Origin of the sequence: Staphylococcus carnosus (genome assembly GCF_900458435.1) — a bacterium.
In the GTDB taxonomy this organism is placed as follows: Bacteria; Bacillota; Bacilli; order Staphylococcales; family Staphylococcaceae; genus Staphylococcus; species Staphylococcus carnosus.
In genome coordinates, this window is the sequence record NZ_UHCT01000001.1 from 2,089,201 (window position 1) to 2,111,833 (window position 22,633).

At 33.6% G+C, this 22,633-nt stretch carries 28 protein-coding genes and 1 riboswitch; of the genes, 9 read left to right on the forward strand and 19 right to left on the reverse strand.

The window, feature by feature from the left end; all coding sequences use genetic code 11:
* Positions 1-9 precede the first annotated feature (9 nt).
* The 3 genes from DYE31_RS10145 to DYE31_RS10160 all read left to right on the forward strand — a co-directional run bounded on the left by DYE31_RS10145 (position 10) and on the right by DYE31_RS10160 (position 2,524).
* Entirely contained in the window at positions 10-474 is a 465-nt protein-coding gene (locus tag DYE31_RS10145; protein WP_015899723.1) for an ImmA/IrrE family metallo-endopeptidase, read from the forward strand.
* A 341-nt stretch (positions 475-815) separates the two neighbouring features.
* Positions 816-998, forward strand: coding sequence for a hypothetical protein (locus DYE31_RS10155; protein ID WP_015899722.1), 183 nt, complete (start codon positions 816-818; stop codon positions 996-998).
* 476 nt (positions 999-1,474) lie between these two features.
* On the forward strand, positions 1,475-2,524 hold the full coding sequence (locus tag DYE31_RS10160) for a site-specific integrase (RefSeq protein ID WP_015899721.1): 1,050 nt from the start codon (positions 1,475-1,477) through the stop codon (positions 2,522-2,524).
* Positions 2,525-2,591: 67 nt separating this feature from the next.
* On the opposite strand, the gene sufB is transcribed toward DYE31_RS10160, so the two are convergent.
* The 12 genes from sufB to DYE31_RS10220 form a co-directional block, all read right to left on the reverse strand.
* Complete coding sequence (sufB, locus tag DYE31_RS10165) at positions 2,592-3,989, reverse strand: Fe-S cluster assembly protein SufB (RefSeq protein WP_015899720.1); 1,398 nt, start codon at positions 3,987-3,989, stop codon at positions 2,592-2,594.
* 230 nt (positions 3,990-4,219) lie between these two features.
* The gene (sufU, locus tag DYE31_RS10170) at positions 4,220-4,690 is read right to left on the reverse strand and encodes a Fe-S cluster assembly sulfur transfer protein SufU (protein WP_015899719.1); all 471 of its coding nucleotides are present in this window, start codon (positions 4,688-4,690) and stop codon (positions 4,220-4,222) included.
* Complete coding sequence (locus DYE31_RS10175) at positions 4,680-5,912, reverse strand: cysteine desulfurase (protein ID WP_015899718.1); 1,233 nt, start codon at positions 5,910-5,912, stop codon at positions 4,680-4,682. Before DYE31_RS10175 ends, sufU begins: the two co-directional genes overlap by 11 nt.
* A gap of 202 nt (positions 5,913-6,114) precedes the next feature.
* The gene (gene sufD / locus DYE31_RS10180; RefSeq protein WP_015899717.1) at positions 6,115-7,422 is read right to left on the reverse strand and encodes a Fe-S cluster assembly protein SufD; all 1,308 of its coding nucleotides are present in this window, start codon (positions 7,420-7,422) and stop codon (positions 6,115-6,117) included.
* Between the two features lie 65 nt (positions 7,423-7,487).
* On the reverse strand, positions 7,488-8,246 hold the full coding sequence (gene sufC, locus DYE31_RS10185) for a Fe-S cluster assembly ATPase SufC (RefSeq protein ID WP_015899716.1): 759 nt from the start codon (positions 8,244-8,246) through the stop codon (positions 7,488-7,490).
* Positions 8,247-8,618: 372 nt separating this feature from the next.
* Complete coding sequence (locus DYE31_RS10190) at positions 8,619-9,443, reverse strand: MetQ/NlpA family ABC transporter substrate-binding protein (protein ID WP_015899715.1); 825 nt, start codon at positions 9,441-9,443, stop codon at positions 8,619-8,621.
* A gap of 33 nt (positions 9,444-9,476) precedes the next feature.
* Positions 9,477-10,172: a methionine ABC transporter permease gene (locus DYE31_RS10195; protein ID WP_015899714.1), complete on the reverse strand. Its 696-nt coding sequence runs from the start codon at positions 10,170-10,172 to the stop codon at positions 9,477-9,479.
* Positions 10,165-11,190 (reverse strand): methionine ABC transporter ATP-binding protein, encoded by a 1,026-nt coding sequence (locus DYE31_RS10200; RefSeq protein WP_015899713.1) that lies wholly within the window; start codon positions 11,188-11,190, stop codon positions 10,165-10,167. The genes DYE31_RS10195 and DYE31_RS10200 overlap by 8 nt, the downstream gene beginning before the upstream one ends.
* A 97-nt stretch (positions 11,191-11,287) precedes the next feature.
* Positions 11,288-11,394, reverse strand: a riboswitch (SAM riboswitch).
* A gap of 55 nt (positions 11,395-11,449) precedes the next feature.
* Positions 11,450-11,749 (reverse strand): thioredoxin family protein, encoded by a 300-nt coding sequence (locus DYE31_RS10205; RefSeq protein WP_015899712.1) that lies wholly within the window; start codon positions 11,747-11,749, stop codon positions 11,450-11,452.
* On the reverse strand, positions 11,746-12,108 hold the full coding sequence (locus DYE31_RS10210) for a toprim domain-containing protein (RefSeq protein ID WP_015899711.1): 363 nt from the start codon (positions 12,106-12,108) through the stop codon (positions 11,746-11,748). Before DYE31_RS10210 ends, DYE31_RS10205 begins: the two co-directional genes overlap by 4 nt.
* A 279-nt stretch (positions 12,109-12,387) precedes the next feature.
* Positions 12,388-12,768 (reverse strand): glycine cleavage system protein GcvH, encoded by a 381-nt coding sequence (gcvH, locus tag DYE31_RS10215; protein ID WP_015899710.1) that lies wholly within the window; start codon positions 12,766-12,768, stop codon positions 12,388-12,390.
* 156 nt (positions 12,769-12,924) lie between these two features.
* Entirely contained in the window at positions 12,925-13,281 is a 357-nt protein-coding gene (locus DYE31_RS10220; protein WP_015899709.1) for an arsenate reductase family protein, read from the reverse strand.
* Between the two features lie 144 nt (positions 13,282-13,425).
* Here DYE31_RS10220 and DYE31_RS10225 point away from each other — a divergent pair, with 144 nt between their 5' ends.
* On the forward strand, positions 13,426-13,749 hold the full coding sequence (locus DYE31_RS10225) for a thioredoxin family protein (RefSeq protein WP_015899708.1): 324 nt from the start codon (positions 13,426-13,428) through the stop codon (positions 13,747-13,749).
* Between the two features lie 56 nt (positions 13,750-13,805).
* Here the strand turns inward: DYE31_RS10225 and DYE31_RS10230 are convergent, their stop codons facing one another.
* Positions 13,806-14,348 (reverse strand): nitroreductase family protein, encoded by a 543-nt coding sequence (locus tag DYE31_RS10230; protein ID WP_015899707.1) that lies wholly within the window; start codon positions 14,346-14,348, stop codon positions 13,806-13,808.
* A gap of 72 nt (positions 14,349-14,420) precedes the next feature.
* Positions 14,421-15,146, reverse strand: a complete 726-nt coding sequence (gene aroD / locus DYE31_RS10235) for a type I 3-dehydroquinate dehydratase (RefSeq protein ID WP_015899706.1) — start codon at positions 15,144-15,146, stop codon at positions 14,421-14,423.
* Between the two features lie 431 nt (positions 15,147-15,577).
* Here aroD and DYE31_RS10240 point away from each other — a divergent pair, with 431 nt between their 5' ends.
* Together DYE31_RS10240 and DYE31_RS10245 are read left to right on the forward strand one after the other, a co-directional pair.
* On the forward strand, positions 15,578-16,096 hold the full coding sequence (locus DYE31_RS10240) for a GNAT family N-acetyltransferase (protein ID WP_015899705.1): 519 nt from the start codon (positions 15,578-15,580) through the stop codon (positions 16,094-16,096).
* Positions 16,097-16,118: 22 nt separating this feature from the next.
* On the forward strand, positions 16,119-16,514 hold the full coding sequence (locus DYE31_RS10245) for a DUF1398 family protein (protein WP_015899704.1): 396 nt from the start codon (positions 16,119-16,121) through the stop codon (positions 16,512-16,514).
* Positions 16,515-16,750: 236 nt separating this feature from the next.
* On the opposite strand, the gene DYE31_RS10250 is transcribed toward DYE31_RS10245, so the two are convergent.
* From DYE31_RS10250 to DYE31_RS10265, 4 genes are all read right to left on the reverse strand, one after another.
* Entirely contained in the window at positions 16,751-16,954 is a 204-nt protein-coding gene (locus DYE31_RS10250) for a YozE family protein (RefSeq protein ID WP_015899703.1), read from the reverse strand.
* Positions 16,955-17,139: 185 nt separating this feature from the next.
* The gene (locus tag DYE31_RS10255; RefSeq protein ID WP_015899702.1) at positions 17,140-17,421 is read right to left on the reverse strand and encodes a cupin domain-containing protein; all 282 of its coding nucleotides are present in this window, start codon (positions 17,419-17,421) and stop codon (positions 17,140-17,142) included.
* Positions 17,422-17,640: 219 nt separating this feature from the next.
* Positions 17,641-18,495 carry a TPM domain-containing protein gene (locus tag DYE31_RS10260; protein ID WP_050731400.1) on the reverse strand — a complete coding sequence of 285 codons (855 nt, stop codon included), beginning with the start codon at positions 18,493-18,495 and terminating at the stop codon, positions 17,641-17,643.
* Positions 18,492-19,073, reverse strand: coding sequence for a LemA family protein (locus DYE31_RS10265; RefSeq protein WP_041612945.1), 582 nt, complete (start codon positions 19,071-19,073; stop codon positions 18,492-18,494). The genes DYE31_RS10260 and DYE31_RS10265 overlap by 4 nt, the downstream gene beginning before the upstream one ends.
* Before the next feature lie 214 nt (positions 19,074-19,287).
* Between DYE31_RS10265 and DYE31_RS10270 the strand changes: the two genes are divergently transcribed.
* The 3 genes from DYE31_RS10270 to DYE31_RS10280 all read left to right on the forward strand — a co-directional run bounded on the left by DYE31_RS10270 (position 19,288) and on the right by DYE31_RS10280 (position 22,020).
* Complete coding sequence (locus DYE31_RS10270) at positions 19,288-20,592, forward strand: TrkH family potassium uptake protein (protein WP_015899699.1); 1,305 nt, start codon at positions 19,288-19,290, stop codon at positions 20,590-20,592.
* Between the two features lie 109 nt (positions 20,593-20,701).
* Positions 20,702-21,412, forward strand: coding sequence for a hypothetical protein (locus tag DYE31_RS10275; RefSeq protein WP_015899698.1), 711 nt, complete (start codon positions 20,702-20,704; stop codon positions 21,410-21,412).
* A 188-nt stretch (positions 21,413-21,600) separates the two neighbouring features.
* On the forward strand, positions 21,601-22,020 hold the full coding sequence (locus DYE31_RS10280; protein WP_015899697.1) for a hypothetical protein: 420 nt from the start codon (positions 21,601-21,603) through the stop codon (positions 22,018-22,020).
* A 42-nt stretch (positions 22,021-22,062) separates the two neighbouring features.
* On the opposite strand, the gene DYE31_RS10285 is transcribed toward DYE31_RS10280, so the two are convergent.
* Positions 22,063-22,548: a pyrimidine dimer DNA glycosylase/endonuclease V gene (locus DYE31_RS10285; RefSeq protein WP_015899696.1), complete on the reverse strand. Its 486-nt coding sequence runs from the start codon at positions 22,546-22,548 to the stop codon at positions 22,063-22,065.
* Between the last annotated feature and the right edge of the window lie 85 nt (positions 22,549-22,633).

The following is a 22,633-nucleotide window of genomic DNA, read 5'->3' on the forward strand; positions in this document are numbered from 1 at the left end:
TGCTGCTATATGAGTAAATACGAAAAAATGTTAATCACACATGAAAATATAGCGATAAAAGATACGTTTGAATTACCTGGCAAATTCAAAGGTTTTTACACAGATGGCGTAATATTGATAGACAAATATTTAAGTCCTAAAGAAAAAGTTGAAGTGTTGGCCGAAGAAATAGCACATTGCAAATTTACATATGGAAACATTATAGATGAAAGCGAAATGTTTAATCGAAAATTAGAGTTGAAAGCGAAACGTATGGGCGCGGAAATGATTATAACTCTGAGTGGAATTATCAATGCATTCGAACATGGCATCTATAATCTATATGAACTTGCCGAATACTTTGAGGTATCGCAACATTATGTTTTAAATGCAATAAAACACTACAAAATGAAACTTGGTTTATCAACCTGCCATGATGGTTATCTCATTCGATTTGAGCCGTTGCAGGTTTTTAAATATATAGATAAAGAATAAGGAGATGTTATTTTGAAAGAAAATATATAACTGAAACAAAAAATCATAAATTACAAACTTTAAAAGATTACTTTAATTTAGATGACGGATGTTCACATGATGCTTTAAATGATGCGAAAGCAACTGGTGAATTAGCTTTACTTTTAATCGAAAGACAAAATAATCTTTAGGAATGTTCCTATCCCGGTCCTATATGCCAATATCAAATAAGCACCTAATTCTGTAAATAAGCGTTTAACTTGACAGGGCATTCACTTGCCCTATTTTTTATCCCCTCCAGTATGGGGCGAATAGGTATAAAAATAACGCCTACGTTAGTAGACGCTGAAAGGTGAAATGATATGAAAATTAAAAATTATACATTAACTTATGATAATTATAGAAATTTAATTACCATTTATGCTGAGACAGAGTCAGGTAAACCTTTCAGCTATGTATTTAGTGAAGACCAAACAGTTAGAGAAATAAGAGAGAAGTTAATAGAAATAGCTAATAAATTGGAGCAAAATGAACAAGTAGAGTAGTGTATGTAATACAAAAACCTCAACTACTAATGATATTAATAGCCGAGGTTTTGCAGTTTACTTTCAAAAAATTGGGAGATGTTTATAAATCTACCTATTTTAGGAGAGTATTAATTATACCAAAATCAATTTGAAAATACCAGCTTCTATATAGCGTGGGAGCTAAAGAAGCTGGTATCAACTTTTGTAAATATAGGGGTTTTCGCTGCGGTTTCACCCGCATATTTATTTTAACACATTATAGATATTTTAAAAATAAATATGTAAGAGATAATGGCGGAGTATTAAAAGTAAACAAAATAAATTACAATAGCGACTTTTATATCGACGCCGACAATAAAGTTTTGAAACTTGAAATTCACAATACTTTTTATGATGAAATGTAAAATTATGTTCACTTAACAAATCAATAGCTCTAGGGTACACCACCGTACCCTTATTATTTTTTACCTTTTTTTGAGGAGGAATGAGTAAAAATGCCAGTATATAAAGATAGTAGTACAAACAAATGGTATTTTTCCGTCAGATATAAAGATGTTTATGGCAACAATAAACGCAAAATGAAACGAGGATATAACACTAAAAGAGAAGCTAAGTATGCAGAAGCTGCTTTTTTAAACGATATCAATGAAGGTTATAGCGATTCAAATACATTTGATTATGTATTTAATCATTACTTAGAACACAGTGATCTAAGACCTAAAACTAAAAAGCGCAAAATAAATGAATATAACCGGCACTTTAAAGATAAATTCGGACATATTAATATGAATAAAATTACGCAGAACCAATGCCAAGAGTTCCGCAAATATTTAATGGATAATATTCCTTCCACTAACACAGCACGCACAATATGGTCTGGTTTCAAAGTAGTCATCAATTACGCTAAAAAATACTTTGGTTTACGTACTGACCCTACTATTTCTATCAAGCCAATTCCGCGCATAAAAACTAAACCGAAATACATGTTGAGAGAAGAATTTGATGAGCGTGTGAAAGAAGTAGAAGAACAAGATTATCAAGAATTGTTTAAGCTCATGTTCTATACTGGATTGAGAATTGGAGAAGCTATGGCTTTAGTATGGACCGATTATAATAAATATAAAAAAGAGATATCCATAGACAAAACTATGGACATCTCCAACAGAACAATATATCCACGTCCTAAAACTGACAGTTCAGAAGATATTGTTCCACTACCTAATTTTATTAATGAAATGTTAGCTGAACGTTACCAACGCGAAAAAGCAGCTAACAAGTATTTTGATGAACGCAGCTATTTCATTTTCGGTGGAATAGCACCTAAACATTATAGCCATGTTCATAAAAAATTTCAAAAGGCTTTTCCACAATATAACATACACACGCTGAGACATTCTTACGCATCTTATCTTGCAAATAACGGTGTAGATATTTTCGTTTTACAGTCACTTATGAGACACGCTCAAATCACTGAAACGATGGGCACTTACAGCCATTTATACACCCAGAAAAAGCATGATGCGATAGCCATATTTGATGAGTAAATGGTATCAAAATGGTATCAATAGCCTTTTTTCAACTTCGAGAATGGCTCAACCACGCCTCTGAAGGCTATCCGATACTACCTTCCATTTCGAATTTAATCAAACGGTTCATTTCTACTGCATATTCCATTGGTAGTTCTTTAGTAAATGGTTCGATGAAGCCCATTACGATCATTTCAGTAGCTTCTTCTTCTGAAATACCGCGACTCATCAAGTAGAAGAGTTGTTCTTCTGATACTTTAGATACTTTCGCTTCATGTTCTAATGAAATGTCATCATTCATGATTTCATTGTAAGGAATTGTATCTGAAGTTGATTTGTTGTCTAAGATTAACGTATCACATTCAATGTTCGCACGTGCACCTTTGGCTTTACGACCGAATTTAACGATACCACGGTAAACAACTTTACCGCCATCTTTAGAAATTGATTTAGAAACAATAGTAGAAGATGTGTTTGGCGCTAAGTGAATCATTTTAGCTCCTGCATCTTGTACTTGACCTTTACCTGCTAATGCAATTGAAAGCGTGCTGCCTTTAGCACCTTCGCCTGCTAATACACAGTTAGGATATTTCATAGTCAATTTAGAACCTAAGTTACCATCAACCCATTCCATATTACCATTCTCATGAACCATTGTACGTTTTGTAACTAAGTTATAAACGTTGTTAGCCCAGTTTTGAATTGTAGTATAACGAACATGCGCATCTTTGTGTACAAAGATTTCTACTACTGCTGAGTGTAGAGAGTTTGTTGTATAAACAGGTGCTGTACAACCTTCAACATAGTTAACTGATGCACCTTCATCAGCAATAATCAATGTTCGTTCGAATTGACCCATGTTTTCTGAGTTGATACGGAAGTATGCTTGTAATGGTGTATCTAATTTAATATTTTTTGGTACATAGATGAATGAACCACCTGACCAAACTGCTGAGTTTAATGCAGCGAATTTATTATCGCCAGCTGGAACAACTGATGCGAAATATTCTTTGAATAATTCTTCATGTTCTCTCAATGCAGAGTCAGTATCTTTAAAGATAACACCTTTTTCTTCTAATTCTTCTTCCATATTTTGGTAAACAACTTCAGATTCATACTGTGCAGAAACACCAGCAAGGTATTTTTGTTCTGCTTCAGGGATACCTAAACGGTCGAAAGTACGTTTGATTTCTTCAGGTACTTCGTCCCAAGAACGTTCAGCATGTTCTGATGGTTTAACGTAATAAGTGATATCATCAAAATTTAATTCTGATAAGTCGCCACCCCATTGAGGCATTGGCATTTTATAGAATAACTTCAATGCTTTTAGACGGAAGTCTAACATCCATTGAGGTTCTTCTTTCATTTTAGAAATTTCAGTTACGATATTTTCTGTTAATCCTCGTTCTGATCTGAAAATGGAAACATCTTCGTCGTGGAAACCATATTTGTAATCCCCAACATCAGGTGCTTGTTTAGCCATTTCAATCACTCCTTTTATATAATCAACACGATATAATTTACACGTGACAATATTTCAATTTAATAGAGCATCTTGTTGATTGTCCGAATAAGTCGAGTTTGAAAACTGAACTTATTATAAATTGTATTATCTGCTCTAAGATAACACTTTATGTTACTAGCTTATCATTTAACTGGTTTATTCGAAACCTTATAAACCAGCTGCTTATATTTTACCCGTTATATACTGACTTAATTTGCATCTTGCTCAGAATTTGCATCTGCTTTACCTTCACGTTCCACAGTACCTTTTTCTAAAGCTTTCCATGCAAGTGTTGCACATTTAATACGTGCTGGGAATTGAGAAACACCTTGAAGTGCTTCAATATCACCCATATCTTCTGTCAACTCGTAATCTTCACCGAGCATCATTTTAGAGAATTCTTGACTCATTTCTAATGCTTCTTTTAAAGAATGACCTTTTACTGCTTCAGTCATCATTGAAGCACTAGACATAGAGATTGAACAACCTTCTCCATCAAATTTTGCATCTTGAATAATGCCATCTTCAATATCGAAAGTTAGATGAATACGGTCTCCGCAAGTTGGGTTATTCATATCAACAGTAAGAGAGCCGTTATCCAATTTGCCTTTGTTTCTAGGGTTTTTATAATGGTCCATAATTACAGATCTATATAACTGATCTAAATTATTAAAATTCATATGAGAAAAACTCCTTCGTTTGTTTCAAAGCATATACTAGTTGATCAATGTCTTCTTTCGTATTATAGATATAGAAACTTGCTCTCGCCGTTGAAGATTGACCCAACCATTTCATTAATGGTTGTGCACAGTGATGACCTGCACGTACAGCAACACCTTCAGTATCAAGTGCTGTTGCAACATCATGCGGATGAATATCTTTTATATTAAAAGTAATCACACCTGCACGTCTGTCTTTTGGAGGTCCGTAAATTTCTAAGTCTTCAACTTGAGACATCTGTTCATACGCATACTCAGTTAATTCTTTTTCATGTGCATGAATAGCATCAAAACCAATGTTTTCAAGATATTTGATAGCTTCTGCTAACCCGATTGCTTGTGCAATTAGAGGTGTACCTGCTTCAAATTTCACAGGTAAATCTGTCCAAGTTGCATCGTATTTGCCTACAAAGTCAATCATGTCACCGCCATATTCAATCGGTTCCATATTTTTAAGCAAATCACGTTTACCATAAAGTACACCAATACCTGTTGGTCCTAACATTTTATGCCCACTGAAGCTGTAGAAGTCTACATCTAAATCTTGCATATCTAATTTCATATGAGGTGCAGCTTGTGCGCCATCTACACTGATAATTGCGCCATGTTCATGTGCAACTTTGGCAATTTCTTTCACATCATTAATTGTTCCTAAAACATTAGAAACATGTGCGACTGCAACAATTTTTGTTTTATCGTTAATAGTCGCTTTGACATCTTCAATATTTAATTCGCCTGTTTCTGTCATAGGGATGAATTTTAATGATGCATTTTTACGATGCGCAAGTTCTTGCCAAGGTACGATGTTTGCGTGATGTTCCATTTCAGTTACAACGATTTCGTCGCCTTCAGAAATGTTCGCATAACTGCGTGCAACTAAGTTGATAGATGCTGTTGTACCTCTTGTGAAAATAATTTCTTCGAAGTAATGTGCATTGATGAAACGTCTTACTGTTTCACGTGCACCTTCATAACCGTCTGTTGCTAAAGAACCGAGTGTATGCACACCACGGTGAACATTGGAATTATAGCGTTTATAATAATCATCAATTGCTTCAATTACTTGAAGTGGTTTTTGACTTGTTGCTGTTGTATCTAAATAAGCCAAGCGTTTACCGTTAACTTGCTGTTTTAAAATCGGAAAATCTTCTATAATTTCATTAACATTTAGTGTATCGGCCACTTTATCCTCAGACCTTTCTTCATTAATAATCACTTGTCTTGCAAAAATAATAGCTGACAGGATTTCAATGAATAATTTTCTGGGAAATCTTCGTGTTGAAGAAGAGTGCAGATAAGAAGACTGAAACAGCTTTTTCGTAAAGCAAATACCAAAAGCTTGAAGCAGTCCCTTTCCTTATTCTCTCCTGCCTAGCTTATCTCTATTATTTTGCTACTTTTAATTCAATAACTTCACGTAATTGACGTTTAACGTCTTCAATTGGTAATTCTCTAACTACTGGGTCTAAGAATCCGTGAATAACTAAGCGTTCTGCTTCTTGTTGAGAAATTCCTCGACTCATTAAGTAGTAAAGTTGTTCATCATCTACACGACCAACAGAAGCTGCGTGTCCTGCCTCAACATCATCTTCATCAATTAAAAGAATTGGGTTCGCATCTCCGCGTGCTTTTTCAGAAAGCATTAAGACACGAGATTCTTGGTTCGCTACTGATTTAGAACCGCCATGTTTGATATAACCAATACCATTAAAGATAATTGTTGCACTATCTTCTACAACACCGTGTTTTAAGATGTAGCCATCTGTTTCGACACCATATTGTACAATTTTAGATGTGACATTTGATTTTTGAGAACCTGTACCTACAGCTACTGATTTCAATTCGCTTGTAGAACGATCACCAATCAAGTTTGTTGTATTATCAATGATTTGGTTGCCTTCGTTCATTAAACCAAGTGCCCAGTTGATTGAAGCATCTGCTTCAGTCACACCGCGACGGATGATGTGTCCAGTAAATCCTTTATCTAAATAATCTACTGCACCATAAGTGATTTTTGAATTTGCCCCTGCAATTACTTCTGAGACAATATTCACTTGACTGCCTTCTCCGCTCACATCAGAAAGATAGTTTTCTACGTAAGTCACTTCAGCACTTTGTTCAGTCGCAATAATAACGTGATTGAAGAAACTTGCATTTTCATCATCATGCAATACAACATATTGAATTGGGTTTTCTACTACAACATTTTTAGGTACATAAACAAATATGCCGCCATTAATTAATGCTGTGTGTAAAGCAGTTAATCGATGTTCATCTACAGTTACTGCATCTTGCATCAAGTATTTTTGTACTAAATCACCATGATTAACTAGAGCTTCTGCTAAACCTTCAATAATTACGCCGTCTTTTTGTGCTGATTCAGAAACACGAGAGAAAGCTAATGTGTTGTTGTGTTGGATTATCAAGTTTTCTGATTTTTCCACATCGATAACTTTTTCAATTGAATCAGGTACATCATTAATATCTTTATATTTATCAGAAGTAGTTTCTAATTGTTTAAATGAGTCAAAATCCCATTTGTCGATTTTTGTTTTATCTGGTTTTGGCATTTCCAAAGTTTCAGTAAGTTTCAATGCTTCTTTACGTAAATCTGTCATCCAAGAAGGTTCATTGTGGGCTTGTGAATATTCAACAAGTTCTGCTTCAGAAATGTTCAAAGTTTCAGTCGTCATAACTTCATTTCCTCCTAACGATACTTATAACATTTAATCAGTTGTCTTATCAGTTTGCATTAAAATTATGCTTCACTGAATTCTTCTTTAACCCATTCGTAACCTTCGTTTTCAAGACGTTGTGCTAATTCTTCTCCGCCTGTTTTAACGATTTTGCCGTTATACATAACGTGTACGAAATCTGGAGTGATGTAGTTTAATAAACGTTGGTAGTGAGTAATAATTAATGAACCGAAGTCATCTCCGCGCATTTCATTAATACCTTTAGATACAACTTTCAATGCGTCGATATCTAAACCTGAGTCAATTTCGTCAAGGATTGCAAATTTAGGTTGCAACATCATTAATTGTAAAATTTCGTTACGTTTTTTCTCACCGCCAGAGAATCCTTCGTTAAGGTAACGTTGCGCCATATTTGGATCCATATCCAAGAATTCCATCTCTTTATCTAATTTCTTAATGAATTGCATTAAGTTGATTTCTTTACCTTCTTCACGTTTAGCATTGATTGCTGAACGCATGAAGTCAGCATTTGTTACACCAGTAATTTCTGATGGATATTGCATAGCTAAGAATAAACCTGCTTTTGCACGTTCATCTACTTCTAATTCTAAAACATTTACACCGTCAAGTAGTACTTCACCTTGTGTAACTGTATATGCAGGGTGACCCATGATAGCAGCTGATAGTGTAGATTTACCAGTACCGTTTGGTCCCATAACTGCATGAATTTCTCCAGTATTAATTGTTAAATTAACACCTTTTAAGATTTCTTTATCCTCAATAGACACGTGTAAGTCTTTAATCTCCAATGTTGATGGCATTAAAAGTCCCTCCGTAAACATAAATAGTATTTCATATACTAGTTTATAATAATTTTAATCTGTAGTCAAAACCGCACTACATTGGTACATTTATAAATTATAACGCAATTGAACCCTATAATAAACCTTTTAAGCACCTAAATTAAAAGAATTCTAATATAGTAATCACTATTAAATCTATAATTTTTCGTGATTTAATTCACTAAAATAATTCTTTCTCATTCTCATTTTCTTACGGCTAATTATCATTTCCAATATTTTTGTCACAATAATAATATTGACAAATTTCAACAAGTTAAGCATTCTACTTCCGATTGCAAAAGAAAAAACTCCTCCAACCTAACAGGTCAGAGGAGTAAGAAAATCATTATATTATTTGGCAGGGATTACTGCACCGTCATATTTTTTATTAATATAATCTTTGATTTCTTTAGATTGTAAAACTTTGATTAAAGCTTTGATTTTTTTCTTATTTTGATCGCCATCTTTAACAGCTACTAAGTTTGCGTAAGGATTGTCTTTTGGTTTTTCAAGCGCAATTGAATCTTTTTTAGGACTTAAATGTTGTTCGATAGCAAAGTTAGAGTTGATGATAGCTGCATCAACATCTTGGTTTTGATAAATTTTCGGTAAGTATTCTGCAGATTGTTTGTTGTTGAATTTAATATCTTTTTTGTTTTCTACAATATCGCTGAATTTAGCATCTTGAATTTTAACGCCTTTTTTCAATTTGATTAAACCGTCATCTACGAAGAATTTCAAGAAACGTCCTTCTTCAGCAGGGTTGTTTGATACATATACTGTAGCGCCTTTTGGAAGGTCTTTTAAGCTTTTATATTTTTTAGAGTATACACCCATTGGTTCTAATTCTACATTACCTACAGATACAAGTTTATAACCTTTACTTTTCTTTTCAGTGTTTAAGTATGGTGTATGTTGGAAGAAGTTGGCATCCAATTCGCCATTATCCACTAATTTATTTGGTGTAGTGTAATCATTGATTGTTTTAATTTTTAAGTCATAACCTTCTTTTTTCAAGATTGGTTTTGCTTTTTCTAAAATTTCAGCATGTGGTGCTGGTGATGCACCTACTGTAATTGTTTTCGAATTTTCACTGCTCGTTTTGTCTTTGTTGCCACAAGCTGCTAATGCTGCTGTTAATACTAAAACTGCTAAAATACTAATAATTTTTTTCATTTGCTTTACCCCTTTTGAAATTTAAAATAATTATTAACGCTTGTCTATTTTATTTGTAGCCCAGTCACCCACAAATTGGATGATGAACACGAATACTAAAATTAAGATAGTAGAAACTAAAATAACGTCATTTTGGTTTCTTGTGAATCCTGTTAAATATGCTAAGTTTCCTAAACCGCCTGCACCGATAACACCAGCTACTGCAGTTGAACCAACTAAAGCAATCGCAGTTACAGTTATACCTGAAATCAATGCTGGACGAGCTTCTGGAATTAATACTTTTCTGATAATTGTCCAAGTATTAGCCCCCATTGAACGTGCAGCTTCGATAACACCTTTGTTAATCTCTTTAAAAGCAATTTCCACTAAACGCGCATAGAACGGAGCGGCTCCAATGACTAACGCTGGCAATGCACCAGTCGGTCCACTAATAGTTCCTAAAATCAAACTTGTAAACGGAATTAACAATAAGATTAAAATAATGAATGGAATCGCTCTGAATAAGTTAACTATAAATGACACAATTTGATAGAAAACTTTTGCTGCTGGTGAAGTACTCTTAGCCGTCAAGAATAACAATACGCCTAAAATTAAACCTATAACAAAAGCAAACACTGTCGAAATAGCCGTCATATATAATGTTTCAAGAGAAGCTTGCCATACTTGATCCCACTGCACATTAGGCATCGTTATCATTTCTTGCAAAATATCACTGAATGACTTATCCATGACGTACCACCTCCACGTTCACATTATGACTTTCCAGTTCATTTTTGAACTCCTCGAAATATTCAGTTTTCAATCCTGCAATATGTACAATCAAGAAACCGATAGGTCCATTTTTAGAATGACGAATATTTGCTTCTAAAATATTTACATCTAAATTATATTTTTGAGTAATAAAGGACACAATAGGTTCAGTTGTTTCTTCCCCTGCAAAATTAAATCTAAGAATATAACCATCTTGCGATTCTGGAATCAATTCTTCGATTGACTCATCAAATTCATCATTTAAGCCTTCTTTAACGAAACGCTTAGTAACCTGATGTTGAGGATTTTCAAATACTTCTTTGACATTTCCGCGCTCAATCACACGTCCATTTTCCATAACGGCAACTTCATCACAGATTTGTCTAATAACGTTCATTTCATGAGTAATAATCACAATTGTTAAATCTTGTTCTTTTCTTATTTTCAAAAGCAGTTCTAAAATTTCATCAGTTGTTTGCGGGTCTAACGCACTTGTTGCTTCATCACATAACAAGACTTTAGGATCATTTGCTAATGCTCTTGCAATACCGACCCTTTGTTTTTGACCTCCAGACAATTCAGAAGGATATGCTTTTTCCCGTCCGCTTAAACCTACTAATTGAACAAGTTCTTTTGCTCTTTTCACAGCGTCACGACGGTTATACCCAGCAATTTCCAATGGAAATGTAATATTGTCCAACACAGTTCTTGACCATAATAAATTGAAATGTTGGAAAATCATGCTGACTTTTTGACGTTTCTTTCTTAATTGTGCTTTAGAAAGCTTACCTAATTCTTCTCCGTCTATAATCACTTCGCCTGAAGTTGGTTCTTCTAAATAATTTAAGATTCTGACAAGAGTACTTTTACCAGCGCCTGAAAACCCGATAACGCCATAAATAGTACCTTCAGCTACATCTAAATCGACATGATCAACAGCTAGTACATCTTGATGTTTCGTCTTATACCGTTTGACGATTTGTTTTAGTTGAATCACCCTATACTCCCCTTTCCTTGCTTACACTACCAAATTAAAAATGCTTTCTCTTATCGCTGCTTATAGCAATAAAGAGAAAGCAATTTAAAATTTCTTTCTCTCATCTTCAAAAGCAGTTCAACTTTTTGTGAATTGGCACCATTTCTATATAAAGACGGTTGCCGGGTTTCGCAGGGCACATCCCTCCACCTCTCTTGATAAGAGATAACACTATTTAATTGATTTTTATCCTACCACTTCACTCAGTGATAGTCAATAACTATTTTAAATTTTCTAATAAATATGGAACAGATTGAAATGCGTAAATACGCTTCATTTCTTCATCTTTGGACATTATCAATAATACGGGAACAGATTGAATTTGATATTGTTCACTGAAGTCTGCATGAAAATTCAAATCAACCTTTGTAACAGGCAACTGTAAAATCTCATTCGCAATGTCTAGCATGCGTTCTGAAATCTTACAAGTTCCGCACATCGGAGTATATCCGAAGATAAGATGTTTATCTTTATCAAAGTTTTGCGTAATATCTGTCCGCTCTTCTTTACTCGTACTCATCTATAAACTAATCCTTTCACAGGAGCTTCTTCTTTTACTTCAAATCCGTATTTTCTAAGCACTCTGGCAAGATAAGGTCTAGGACAGCGTGCCACTTCGCAGTATGTTTTATCTACAAAGATATGCCCGCTTTCTGAAAGATATTGTTTAAACCATTGTCGGATACGATTACCTTCTTTATCTGCATCCACAAGGATAAAGACTGGGCGTTCATATAGGGATTCAATCATACCATCCAACTTATCAATTCCCATTGTCCCGTGTGTACACATGATTTGAACAGGCTCGTTTATCACCTCTTGAACACGCTTTTTATCTGTCTTACCTTCAACAACGATTACTTTATCTAACAATGCCATATTCACTACACTCCAATACTCTCGTGATATCATTGCATAATACTTGCAAACGTGGTGCTTAAGTTAAGAAATACGTATCGATATTTAGTTTTAATCATAAACTTATAACTATATTTTAACGCAGACACTTATTGCTTTGCATGAAACTTGTTTATGTTTCACACACTATGTAGATGTTGTTAAGTATCTGCACTTTACCGATATAATTAGTTATATCCAAAATAGCGAAAAAAATAACCCCAAAATACAAAGTATCCTGGAGTTGCATATCAATATAAATTATTCACCAATCATTTCTTTATATTGATCAGCTGACAATAAGTCATCTAATTGACTTTCATCATTTAATTTCACTTTCACCATCCAAGCTTTTTCGTATGGTGATTCATTAACGAATTCAGGGCTGTCTTCTAATTCTTCATTGATTTCTACAACAGAACCTGATACAGGTGCATATAATTCAGATACAGTTTTAACTGATTCCACGCTACCGAAAGATTCGCTTTCTTCAATATCATCTTCAGTTTCTGGTAATTCTACGAATACAATATCGCCAAGTTCTCCTTGCGCATATTCAGTGATACCGATTGTTACTGTATCGCCCTCAACTTTTACCCATTCATGTTCTTTTGAATATTTTAATTCCTCTGGCACTGCCACACGAATCCCCTCCTATAAAATAAATGAATACATTTCAATGATGCCATATGAAGCCTTTTCATTCAACTATTTATAGACATCTTTTAATTTTTTATATTTTTTGGTTAATTTAATTATGCAAATTTCCATTGCAATGATTTCTTAGAGAATCAAGCCTTAATTCACCCATGTTTCTTTGTACTCTTTTTCATTGAAACCAAGAGTGATTTTATCACCTGAAACCGCTAATGGACGTTTAACTAACATACCGTCCGAAGCCAATAAATCCAGTTTTTCATCGTCTGATAAATCATCTAAGCGATCTTTAAGACCTAATTCACGGTATTTACCTCCGCGCTTATTGAATAATTTATCAATCTCGACGCCGGTCTTATCAATAATATCTTGTAATTCTCTTTTATTGGGGTTTAACTCCACAATGTCAATTGGTTCATAACTTACGCCATATTCATCTAAAAATTTGGCAGCCTTCTTACATGTTGTACAATTTTGATACTGATAAAATCTAATCACAAATATTGACCTCCTTTAACTTTGTTTATAATATACCAAATTATCATTTAAAACGCTTTAATTTATAGGTTAAAATTTTTTTAGATTTGCTAAACATTAGTTATAATAAAGGTACGATAATTTAATTGAAGGAGAGAACGAATAATGGAAGCTATTAAAACACGTGAAGATTTTGATAAAATTATTCAAAGTGCTGAGCCTGTAATTATTAAATTCGAAGCAGGTTGGTGTCCCGATTGTCGCGCTATGGATATGTGGATTGATCCTATTATCAAAAAATATGATGAATACAAATGGTATTCAGTTAATCGTGATGAACTTGAAGAAGTAACACAAGAAAATGAAGTGATGGGTATCCCTAGCTTATTAGTTTTCCAATATGGAGACAAACTAGCACATTTACATTCTGCAAATGCTAAATCTCCTGAACAAGTAGAATCTTTCTTAAGTGAAACATTCAACAAATAAATACAGACAACAAAAACGGGCTGTGATTTCTATGTGAATCACAGCCCGTTTTAAAATTAATATTCCGAAATAAAACTTTCAGTGTGACGTGGTTTTTTCGGAGGGATTTTTCCTTCTAAATCTGTTAAATATAAAAATCCAACCAAATCTTCGTCAGCTTGTACGCCTAATACTTTTCTTACTTTAGGAGAAAAGATGTACTCAGGCGACTTCCAACATGTTCCAATTCCTGCTTCATAAAGTAAAAGCATGAGATTTTGTGCATATGTTCCAAACGCTAAATGATTTTCAAGATTTTCTTTTTGTCTTGGATCTCTTTTAACAATCATAACTAATAATCCGCCAAGTTTTGTCACAGCATCAAAGTGACTTTGTTGTTTCTCAGGCTCGTTTCTAAAAGCAAAGCGAGAAACTGAACGGCTCATATCTCCTAATCGATCTTTAGAAACATGCACAATTCTCCAAGGTTCCCTCATACCATGATTCGGTGCATCTGTAGAAAGTTTAAGTGCTTCATACAATGCTTCATCATCTATATGCATATCATGGTCAAATATTTTCACACTGCGTCTTGAAGTAATTGCATCTTTTAATTCCACAGTCTAACTCCCTTTCATTTAATGATAATCATTATCATTTATAGTATAGAATGTCGAATGATCTAATTCAAATTATTTGTTTATTTCGTATATATTCAAAAGTTCTTTTAATTGACCGACATGAATTTGACCAGGTGCTTGCGGTGTTCCTAAACAACCGTATGAAATTATTCCGCCAAACACTCCTTGTGCAGTTCTTGAAATTAAGCCAAGATGAGACATTGAGATACCTACTGGTTTAGCCTCTATACTTTCTGATGCAGTAGCAAGTGCCTCTAATAAATTTAAAACATCTTGCTTTTCATTCGGCATAACCGCTAATTTTACAATGTCTGCGCCTAGTTTATTCATTTTAAAATATAAAAATTTTAATACTTCCAAATTTGGCGTTTTGTCAAAATCATGTTGTGACAACACTACTTTAAGTCCCGCAGATTGTGCTTGTACAATCAATTGTAATAATATTTCGGTCTGTGCTTCATCCCACTCAATATCCACCATATCGTATCCTTGAATTTGAATAAGATCTTGTAAGAATTCGTAATAAGTGTTTCCATTTTTTTGTCCTTTACCGCCTTGCACTGATGTACGATAAGTTACCAATACTTGAACATCCAATTGCAAATCTTTTAACGTCTTGAATAAACGTTCTAAATCAGCTATTTCAAAAGATTCTCGTTGATCGATACGTAATTCGATAATATCGATACTTTTTTGTTCTCTTATTAAATCTTTTTTCAGTTGATCAGTAATCTCCTCTTTAGGAGCTATTGTCACAGCAACATCTACTTTACTCATAATGCTCCCCTCACATTCCTTTTAAGTTTGTAATTATTACTTTTACCTTATTTGTTTTAAATATAACCATTGTTAATGTCTATCCAAGAAAATAATCAGAATAAAGAAAAATACCGCAATCAAAAGTACTAATGTTGGTATAAGAAATCCTAGCCATTCCATAGTTGTAACCTCTTCCAAATACATATTCTATTTATTATATCAAAATTATTAATTAGATTGTATATTAAGCAACTCTTTAACCCACAGTTCTTTTGTTATTTTTCTAAAAAGGTTGTGCTATATTTCCTTAATTTCTTTAAATTTTCAATAAATACATGAATTTGTCATTGCTTTGTTTATATCCCTATTATAATATTAAAATTAACTATTACTGATGATAGAATTTTACAAATAATAGAGAACGATTTTGATAAACGGGGTGTGAATAAATGAAAGAGATACGCTTATTAACACAAGATGATTTAGAAGATGTTTACAGACTCTTCAAAGAGGCGTCACAAGATAGAAAAAACATTTACACTTGGGCTATTTACGATGAAAGTAATATTTCCGAAGAGTATTTTACACACTTGCTTGATGAAAATAATACAATTCAATACTTATTCGGGGTCTTTCACAATGGTGTTTTAGTAGGTGCTCTAACTTTATTCCATCCTATTATTGTAGGAACAAAGCATAAGAGCATTATTGAAAATATGTATGTTAAAGATATCGATCACTTAGACGAGCAATTACTTAACTCAGTCGTTGAATTTTGTCAGGAAATGAATATAGAAAAGATATTAGCCCCGGTAGCTTCAAATAACATTGGCGCAATGGTTTTTTATAGCGAATACGGCTTTTCAAAAGCAGGTTTTGAAACAAACTCACGTAAATATGGAGACCATTATATAGATGAACATTGGTTGATTTATCCAATAGAAAGCGTTACAAGTTCACATACTTAATGGAAAACTAGGAGGCCAAAGCTTGAAATTCACAAAATTCAATTTAAAACAGGCATTAAACAGTGAAGTATCTACCGCTGACTTTCCAGAGACTTTAAAGAAAATTCGAGAATGTAGCGTCGCTAAATACGTTTACGATGTAAAAAAAGGCATCTATACTTTTACAAATCAAGATGGAGACGAAATTCACATTGAGGGTAATAGTACTTCAATTATAATTCCGCGTCATGTTGATAAGACTGCTTTCAATGAGGTTTTACAAGCTTCGCGCGCAGGAGAATTTACATTCGATGAATTTTGTAACCGAGCAGCATCTTTCGGTATAGCTTCTTGGTTAGTTGATTTGATTCATTTTAACACTACCTATTTTAGTAAATCAGGCGATGTTGTTAAAATTGTTGAAATACCTAAAAATTAATCTACCTATTGGCGCTCTGCCGATAGGTTTTTTAGGCATAAAAAAATTCGGTACATTCCCGTGTACCGAATTGACTAAGTAAAGTAAGTTGTAATTAAGTGACCGCAAATCGTAACGGTTACGTTTTATATTACAGTATTAAACTTTATTTGTAAACCTTAAATCGTAAATTTTTCGATTTAATTTTATTTAAAAAACAAGTGCAACGGTATTAACCAATTTGCACTTGTTTATTTTTAATTATTTTCATATATACTCATTGCCCTATTGGCTGATTCTAAAAGATGATGCTCCATATAATGCTCGTGTACATAGTCATAAATGTTTTGAACGTTTGTCTCTTCTTTTGGAAAATTGTGATCTTTCGTAATGTAATCAGCTAATTGACCAAACGGCGTATCATCTTCCATAAATGTGAGAATAAATTTATAAAATGACATTCAACAACCTCACTTAAAGGTATTTCCTTATCTGAAATTCAATAAATTTTATTTTCGATACTCCGAAAAACATTTCTTATCAGTTTGATAGGATTTGTTCAAGTATAACATATTAGTTAAATTAAAAATACAGTTTTTACAAAATATTTTTAAACTTAAAAATTGATTTCTTTTATTTTTCTTATTTATGCTAATTCAGATTTTATAACCATTAATTCTGCATCTGTTAATGCCTCTAGACTATGTTTTTCATCGGGCTCTATTCTTACCAATGAACCTGGCGCAATTCTTTCATCAAAATCTTCACCTTTAAACTGAATTGTTCCTCTGACAGGAACAACCACCACACAATTTGGTGACGAATGTATCGGCAATGATTCTCCTGCTTTAAATACGATATTTACAATCGTTTGATTATCTGATTGATAAATCGGACCTGTTTTCCCTGTTCCTGTTATCTTTTTCATAGTAACCACCTCTATTAATGTTGTGAATTTCATAATGTTTCTAGTGACTCAATTTCAAATTAACTAAAACCTTTGTCAATTACAAGTTCCGCTTCCAAAATAATTGATGTTTAGTGCCAATATTTGTCATATAAAATGTTGGTTAATCACATTTTTCAATTATATTTTAACACCAAAAAAGAGAGCTCGCATTCCTGCGAACTCCCTTATTTAAAACTTTTAAAAGCCTCTGCCGGCACCGCCGCCAGAGAAGCCGCCGCCACCGCCGAAGCTTCCTCCGCTGTAGCCGCCTCCTGACGAACCATTTCCAAATCCACCAGAACCTGGACCAATCCACCACATGCCAGAATCATCTCGTCTTCTGCCGCCTCCTCTAGGAGGTCCGCCGCCATTTTTAGTTATTATAATTAAAATAATGATAACAATAACAAAAATAGCTCCAAATGATTCTAAAAAGCCGCCGCTTCCAGAATGATCTGTTTCTTTAGGTGCTTTTTCTTTAAAGTGTTTACCGTCATATCCATAGGCTTTTGCGATTTCATCCCAAATCGCATTATAAAGATTTGTAATACCTTGGCTGTAGTACTGCTTACTTTCTGCTTTACTATCAGCTTCTATTGCTTTTTTAGCATAAGGAGAAAATTTTTCGTCGATTAATCGTCCGACTTTAGCATCATTAAGTACGCCTTCTAAACCATCTCCTACAGCAACTTGAACGCCTCTATTATTATTTTCATTGCCATTATCCAAGTTAACAAGTATTACAATCCCACGATTGTGCTTTTGATCTCCGACTTTGTAATGTCGGCCTGCTTCATACGCATAGTCTTCTCTTGGTGTATTTCCAATTGACTTCATGGTCATTACTAAGATATCTGCATCAGTACCATCTTGAAGTTTTTGTCCTTTTTTAACAATATCATCTTTATCTTTTTGTGAAACTATGTCTGCATGATCTTGTACAAAAACCGGTTTTTCGAGTGGTGGAAATTTCTCTGATGCAAAAACACTCTGTCCTGCCAACAATACCCCAACAAACATAACAGCTAACCAGCCGATTATGTGTTTAATCATTGAGACGAATCAGTACCGAAATCTACTTTTGGAGCTTTTTCGGCACCTTTATCAGCTTTGAAGTATTCTTTCTTATCGAATCCGAAAATTTTAGCAACGATTGTTGTTGGGAAGTGTCGGATGGCTTGGTTATATTCATTTACAGAATCATTATAATCTTTTCTTGAAACAGCTATTCTATTTTCTGTACCAGCTAATTCGTCACGTAAACCAGTGAATTGTTTATCTGCTTTTAAATCAGGATATTTTTCACTGATTGCGAGCAATCTGCTTAATGAAGAATTCACTTCATCATTTGCCTCTGCTTTTTCTTTTGGCGAATTTGCACCAGCTAATTTGCTGCGTGCATCTGATACTTGTTTGAAAACATCTTCTTCATGTTTTGTATAACCTTTTACTGTATTGACTAAGTTAGGGATTAAATCCACACGTCTTTGAAGTTGATTGTCGATATTAGATAATGCTTTATCTGTATCTTCATCTAAACCAATCAATTTATTATATGGACCTATCATCATCGCACCAATAATCACGATTACAATACCAATAATAATAATCGGGGTAAGTGTTTTCTTCAATTTCTTGACTCCTTTTTCTAATAGATTCTTAACTATATTATACATGAAATCTACTAATATCACGATTATTGATACCATACAGAGTTTAATTACTGAAAAATTGTTGCAAAAATATTTTTCATTAAAATAGTGCATATAGGCAAAAAATATGTATAATAACAAATGTATTAGAACTACCAATAAAAGTTGAATAATTTATTAAGAAGGTGTTTACGTGGATTTCTTAAAGAAACCTTTATCGGTTTATCTGTTATTATTTTTAACCACAACACTCATCGGAGCATTTTTATTGTACTTGCCTATTACAGGAAAGCAGCCTACACCATTTATAGATGCTTTCTTCGTTGCATCCAGCGCATTTACTGTAACAGGTCTATCTACAGTAGATATCACAACACAATTTAACTGGTTAGGTGATTTAATTATAATGTTACTTATCCAAATCGGCGGCCTTGGGATAGTAACAATCACAACTCTAACTTTAATCATAGCAAATAGAAGAATATCGCTACACGACCGTCGTCTTATCATGGTGACTTGGAATGTAGAAGAACCTGGCGGTATGGTTCGGTTTATACGTCAACTTGTAATTTACAGTTTTACATCTGAATTGATTGGCATGCTGTTGCTTTCCTTATCATTTATTCCTAGATATGGATTCGGAAAAGGGGTATATATTAGCTTATTTACATCTGTATCAGCATTCAATAATGCAGGATTCGCCCTTTTCTCTAAAAATATGATTGGTTTCAATAACGATCCCGTAGTTAATATTGTCATACCGTTATTAATCATATTAGGAGGATTAGGCCCTTTAATTATGCTTGACTTGCTCAAAACAAGACGATTATCTAAATTAAAATTGCATACTAAAGTCGTCATGTCTACAACGCTTGTATTAATTATTGGCGGTGCTATTTTGTATTACATCTTAGAATTCAATAACACGTTGAAACACTTTAATATCTGGGGTCAGGTCGGAACTGCATTTTTCCAATCTGTTACTACAAGAACAGCAGGCTTTCAATCAGTTGATTTAGGGCTAATTCATACACCTACTGCTATATTAATGATGATTCTCATGTTTATCGGAGGGGCGCCTTTCAGCGCTGCAGGCGGAATCAAAGTCACAACTTTCATGGTATTAATCATGTTTGTATATAGCACATTAAAAAATGAGAATTCAACAGTTATTTTCCATAGAACCATCCAACCTAAAACAATTAGCAAAGCAGTCGCAATTACAGCTGTTAGCGGTATATTTGTATTATTCATCACCTTCATAGTCAGTCTATTAAATGAAACAACTCCTTTCATCAAAGTCATTTTTGAAGTTGTTTCTGCATTTGGCACTGTAGGTTTGAGTATGGATTTCACAACAGAATATCACGCTGCAACAAAGGCGATTATTATCCTCGTTATGATTTGCGGTAAAATAGGTGTCGCTACAGTATTAGCACTCTTTATCCCTAACAAAAAACGACTTTACCAATATGCAAAAGGAAATATTTACCTTTAATTTTCATCAACAAGGTTGAACTTCAAAATTCAACCTTGTTTTTTTATGTTACTAGATATACATTCTTAGTATATCGTTTGCAAATTATTCAATTTAAGGGGATGGATATATGAAAAAAGTCTTATTTTTAATTTTAGCCAGTTTTTTAGCACTTGCTGCATGCAGTGATGATGACAAAACATCTCATAAGAAAGACAAACAAACTTCAAAAAGTGAGAAAAAGGACAAAAATAAAGCTAGTAAAAAAGAAAAATCAAAACATGATACTAGAGGGTCAAACGAAAAAATAGCAGAAAAAAATCAAGATGATTCATCAGTTGACACAAAAAATCAATCTTCAACTCAACATCAAAATCCACAAGTGAACCTTGGAGATATCCGAGATCGTTCAACTTTAGAATCGATTATTTATGGAGATTATTCTGAAATGGAGAAAATTCAAGCATACAATAGTGCAGTTGCAAACGGCGTAATACCTCAAGGCAATGTCATGGAAGGACCTGCAAGTGCTGCATACCAAAGTTCACTTCGTGTTGAAAGTGGTGCTGAGAAATCTGTATATGACCAAAGTCAATCATCTGAACAAGATGAGCCTACAGAAGATGTAAATACTGAAATTAATAATGCTCAAACTGAAGATGAATATGTAGATGCTTTACGAAAAAAATATAATGGCGGACTTTCAAGCGGAGAAATGCAAACAAAGACTGCTATAGAACAAGGTTACTATGATGGTGATGATGGACCAGAAGTTTACCAAAAAATTAAAGAAAGAGAAGCAGATATCGAAGCCGGAAAGTATGATCAATACAAACAATAAATTTAATTAAATATATATGCTACTACCTATCGGGATTTGTTTAAGAATAAATCCCGATTTTTCTTTGATGGTTTTAATGCACAAATTTTCTAAAATCATGGATATCTAGCATTTTCAAGACAAATTATCTATCTACAATTCGTTGTATAATGTATAATAATTATACAATTGAATTATGGAGGCACATCATGGGACTTTTTGACAACATTAATCTTGAAACTGAATATTTACGCTCTTTATCTGTAAAAAAACGCAAAGCCTATAAGGAAAAACCAGTTTCAGTAAAAAAAGAACTTCTAAATCAATTCAAATATGAGACAGAAACATTCAACAACAAAGCATCTCACGATATCATCAAACGATTTTTAGAATCTAAAGGCATTTATGAACCCACTGAAAAAATGATCAGCGCAATTGGTAATCGAGAATTAGATAATTTCATTTACCAATCTCCAAGTCCAAATACGTCTGAAACACCTTCAAGTACACATGAAAAAGAAGATAAGATCAATTGGCAAAACGAAAAAATCATAAAACAAAATGAAGAAATTATTCACCAAAATAAAAAAATCATAAAGTTGCTTACTAAAATACATGAAAAAAGTTAAAAACAAGCCATTTCGTTATTTCATTGAACGAAATGGCTTGTTTCATGCTTTATTATTTAAATTTATATCACAACGAGGAGGAATCTTATCATGCTGCCATTTATCAAATAATAACTTCACATACATTTGATATGCCTCTCCTCCATAAATCCGTTTTTCTCCTTCAATATAAAACGGCGGTAAATCTTCATGTGAAAGACTTAATGTTTGGTCTGTCTTTTTAACAACATCGTATAAACCTTCCAATTCTTTTTTAAACACTTCTGATCTTTTACCGCCTCTGCGCATATGTTCTTCATTCATTGCAGCTAATAATATCCATGCACCCCAAAGATAAGGTTTACCGTTATTATAAACTGCCTCTACTACTGGATGATGTCTATACCCAGGTCCTGTTTTGATTACATCTAATTCACCTAAACATACTCTAATTATCTGATACAACTCTAAGACTTGTTTTGATAAACGACGGTTATCTAAAAATTCCGCACTGACTTTAGGATCAGGACTGACTCTGAATATCTGCATAAAGAACCACCCTCTTCTATCTTTGCCCTAATTATACAAAAAAGCAGTGGAACAACCTATCAATATAGATTGTTCCACTGCTTAT

Coding starts and splice junctions, on each gene's coding strand:
- DYE31_RS10145 (WP_015899723.1), top strand. CDS start 10: ATGAGTAAATACGAAAAAATGTTAATCACACATGAAAATATAGCGATA.
- DYE31_RS10155 (WP_015899722.1), top strand. CDS start 816: ATGAAAATTAAAAATTATACATTAACTTATGATAATTATAGAAATTTA.
- DYE31_RS10160 (WP_015899721.1), top strand. CDS start 1,475: ATGCCAGTATATAAAGATAGTAGTACAAACAAATGGTATTTTTCCGTC.
- sufB (WP_015899720.1), bottom strand. CDS start 3,989: ATGGCTAAACAAGCACCTGATGTTGGGGATTACAAATATGGTTTCCAC.
- sufU (WP_015899719.1), bottom strand. CDS start 4,690: ATGAATTTTAATAATTTAGATCAGTTATATAGATCTGTAATTATGGAC.
- sufD (WP_015899717.1), bottom strand. CDS start 7,422: ATGACGACTGAAACTTTGAACATTTCTGAAGCAGAACTTGTTGAATAT.
- sufC (WP_015899716.1), bottom strand. CDS start 8,246: ATGCCATCAACATTGGAGATTAAAGACTTACACGTGTCTATTGAGGAT.
- DYE31_RS10190 (WP_015899715.1), bottom strand. CDS start 9,443: ATGAAAAAAATTATTAGTATTTTAGCAGTTTTAGTATTAACAGCAGCA.
- DYE31_RS10195 (WP_015899714.1), bottom strand. CDS start 10,172: ATGGATAAGTCATTCAGTGATATTTTGCAAGAAATGATAACGATGCCT.
- DYE31_RS10205 (WP_015899712.1), bottom strand. CDS start 11,749: ATGAGTACGAGTAAAGAAGAGCGGACAGATATTACGCAAAACTTTGAT.
- DYE31_RS10210 (WP_015899711.1), bottom strand. CDS start 12,108: ATGGCATTGTTAGATAAAGTAATCGTTGTTGAAGGTAAGACAGATAAA.
- DYE31_RS10225 (WP_015899708.1), top strand. CDS start 13,426: ATGGAAGCTATTAAAACACGTGAAGATTTTGATAAAATTATTCAAAGT.
- aroD (WP_015899706.1), bottom strand. CDS start 15,146: ATGAGTAAAGTAGATGTTGCTGTGACAATAGCTCCTAAAGAGGAGATT.
- DYE31_RS10240 (WP_015899705.1), top strand. CDS start 15,578: ATGAAAGAGATACGCTTATTAACACAAGATGATTTAGAAGATGTTTAC.
- DYE31_RS10250 (WP_015899703.1), bottom strand. CDS start 16,954: ATGTCATTTTATAAATTTATTCTCACATTTATGGAAGATGATACGCCG.
- DYE31_RS10255 (WP_015899702.1), bottom strand. CDS start 17,421: ATGAAAAAGATAACAGGAACAGGGAAAACAGGTCCGATTTATCAATCA.
- DYE31_RS10260 (WP_050731400.1), bottom strand. CDS start 18,495: ATGATTAAACACATAATCGGCTGGTTAGCTGTTATGTTTGTTGGGGTA.
- DYE31_RS10275 (WP_015899698.1), top strand. CDS start 20,702: ATGAAAAAAGTCTTATTTTTAATTTTAGCCAGTTTTTTAGCACTTGCT.
- DYE31_RS10280 (WP_015899697.1), top strand. CDS start 21,601: ATGGGACTTTTTGACAACATTAATCTTGAAACTGAATATTTACGCTCT.
- DYE31_RS10285 (WP_015899696.1), bottom strand. CDS start 22,548: ATGCAGATATTCAGAGTCAGTCCTGATCCTAAAGTCAGTGCGGAATTT.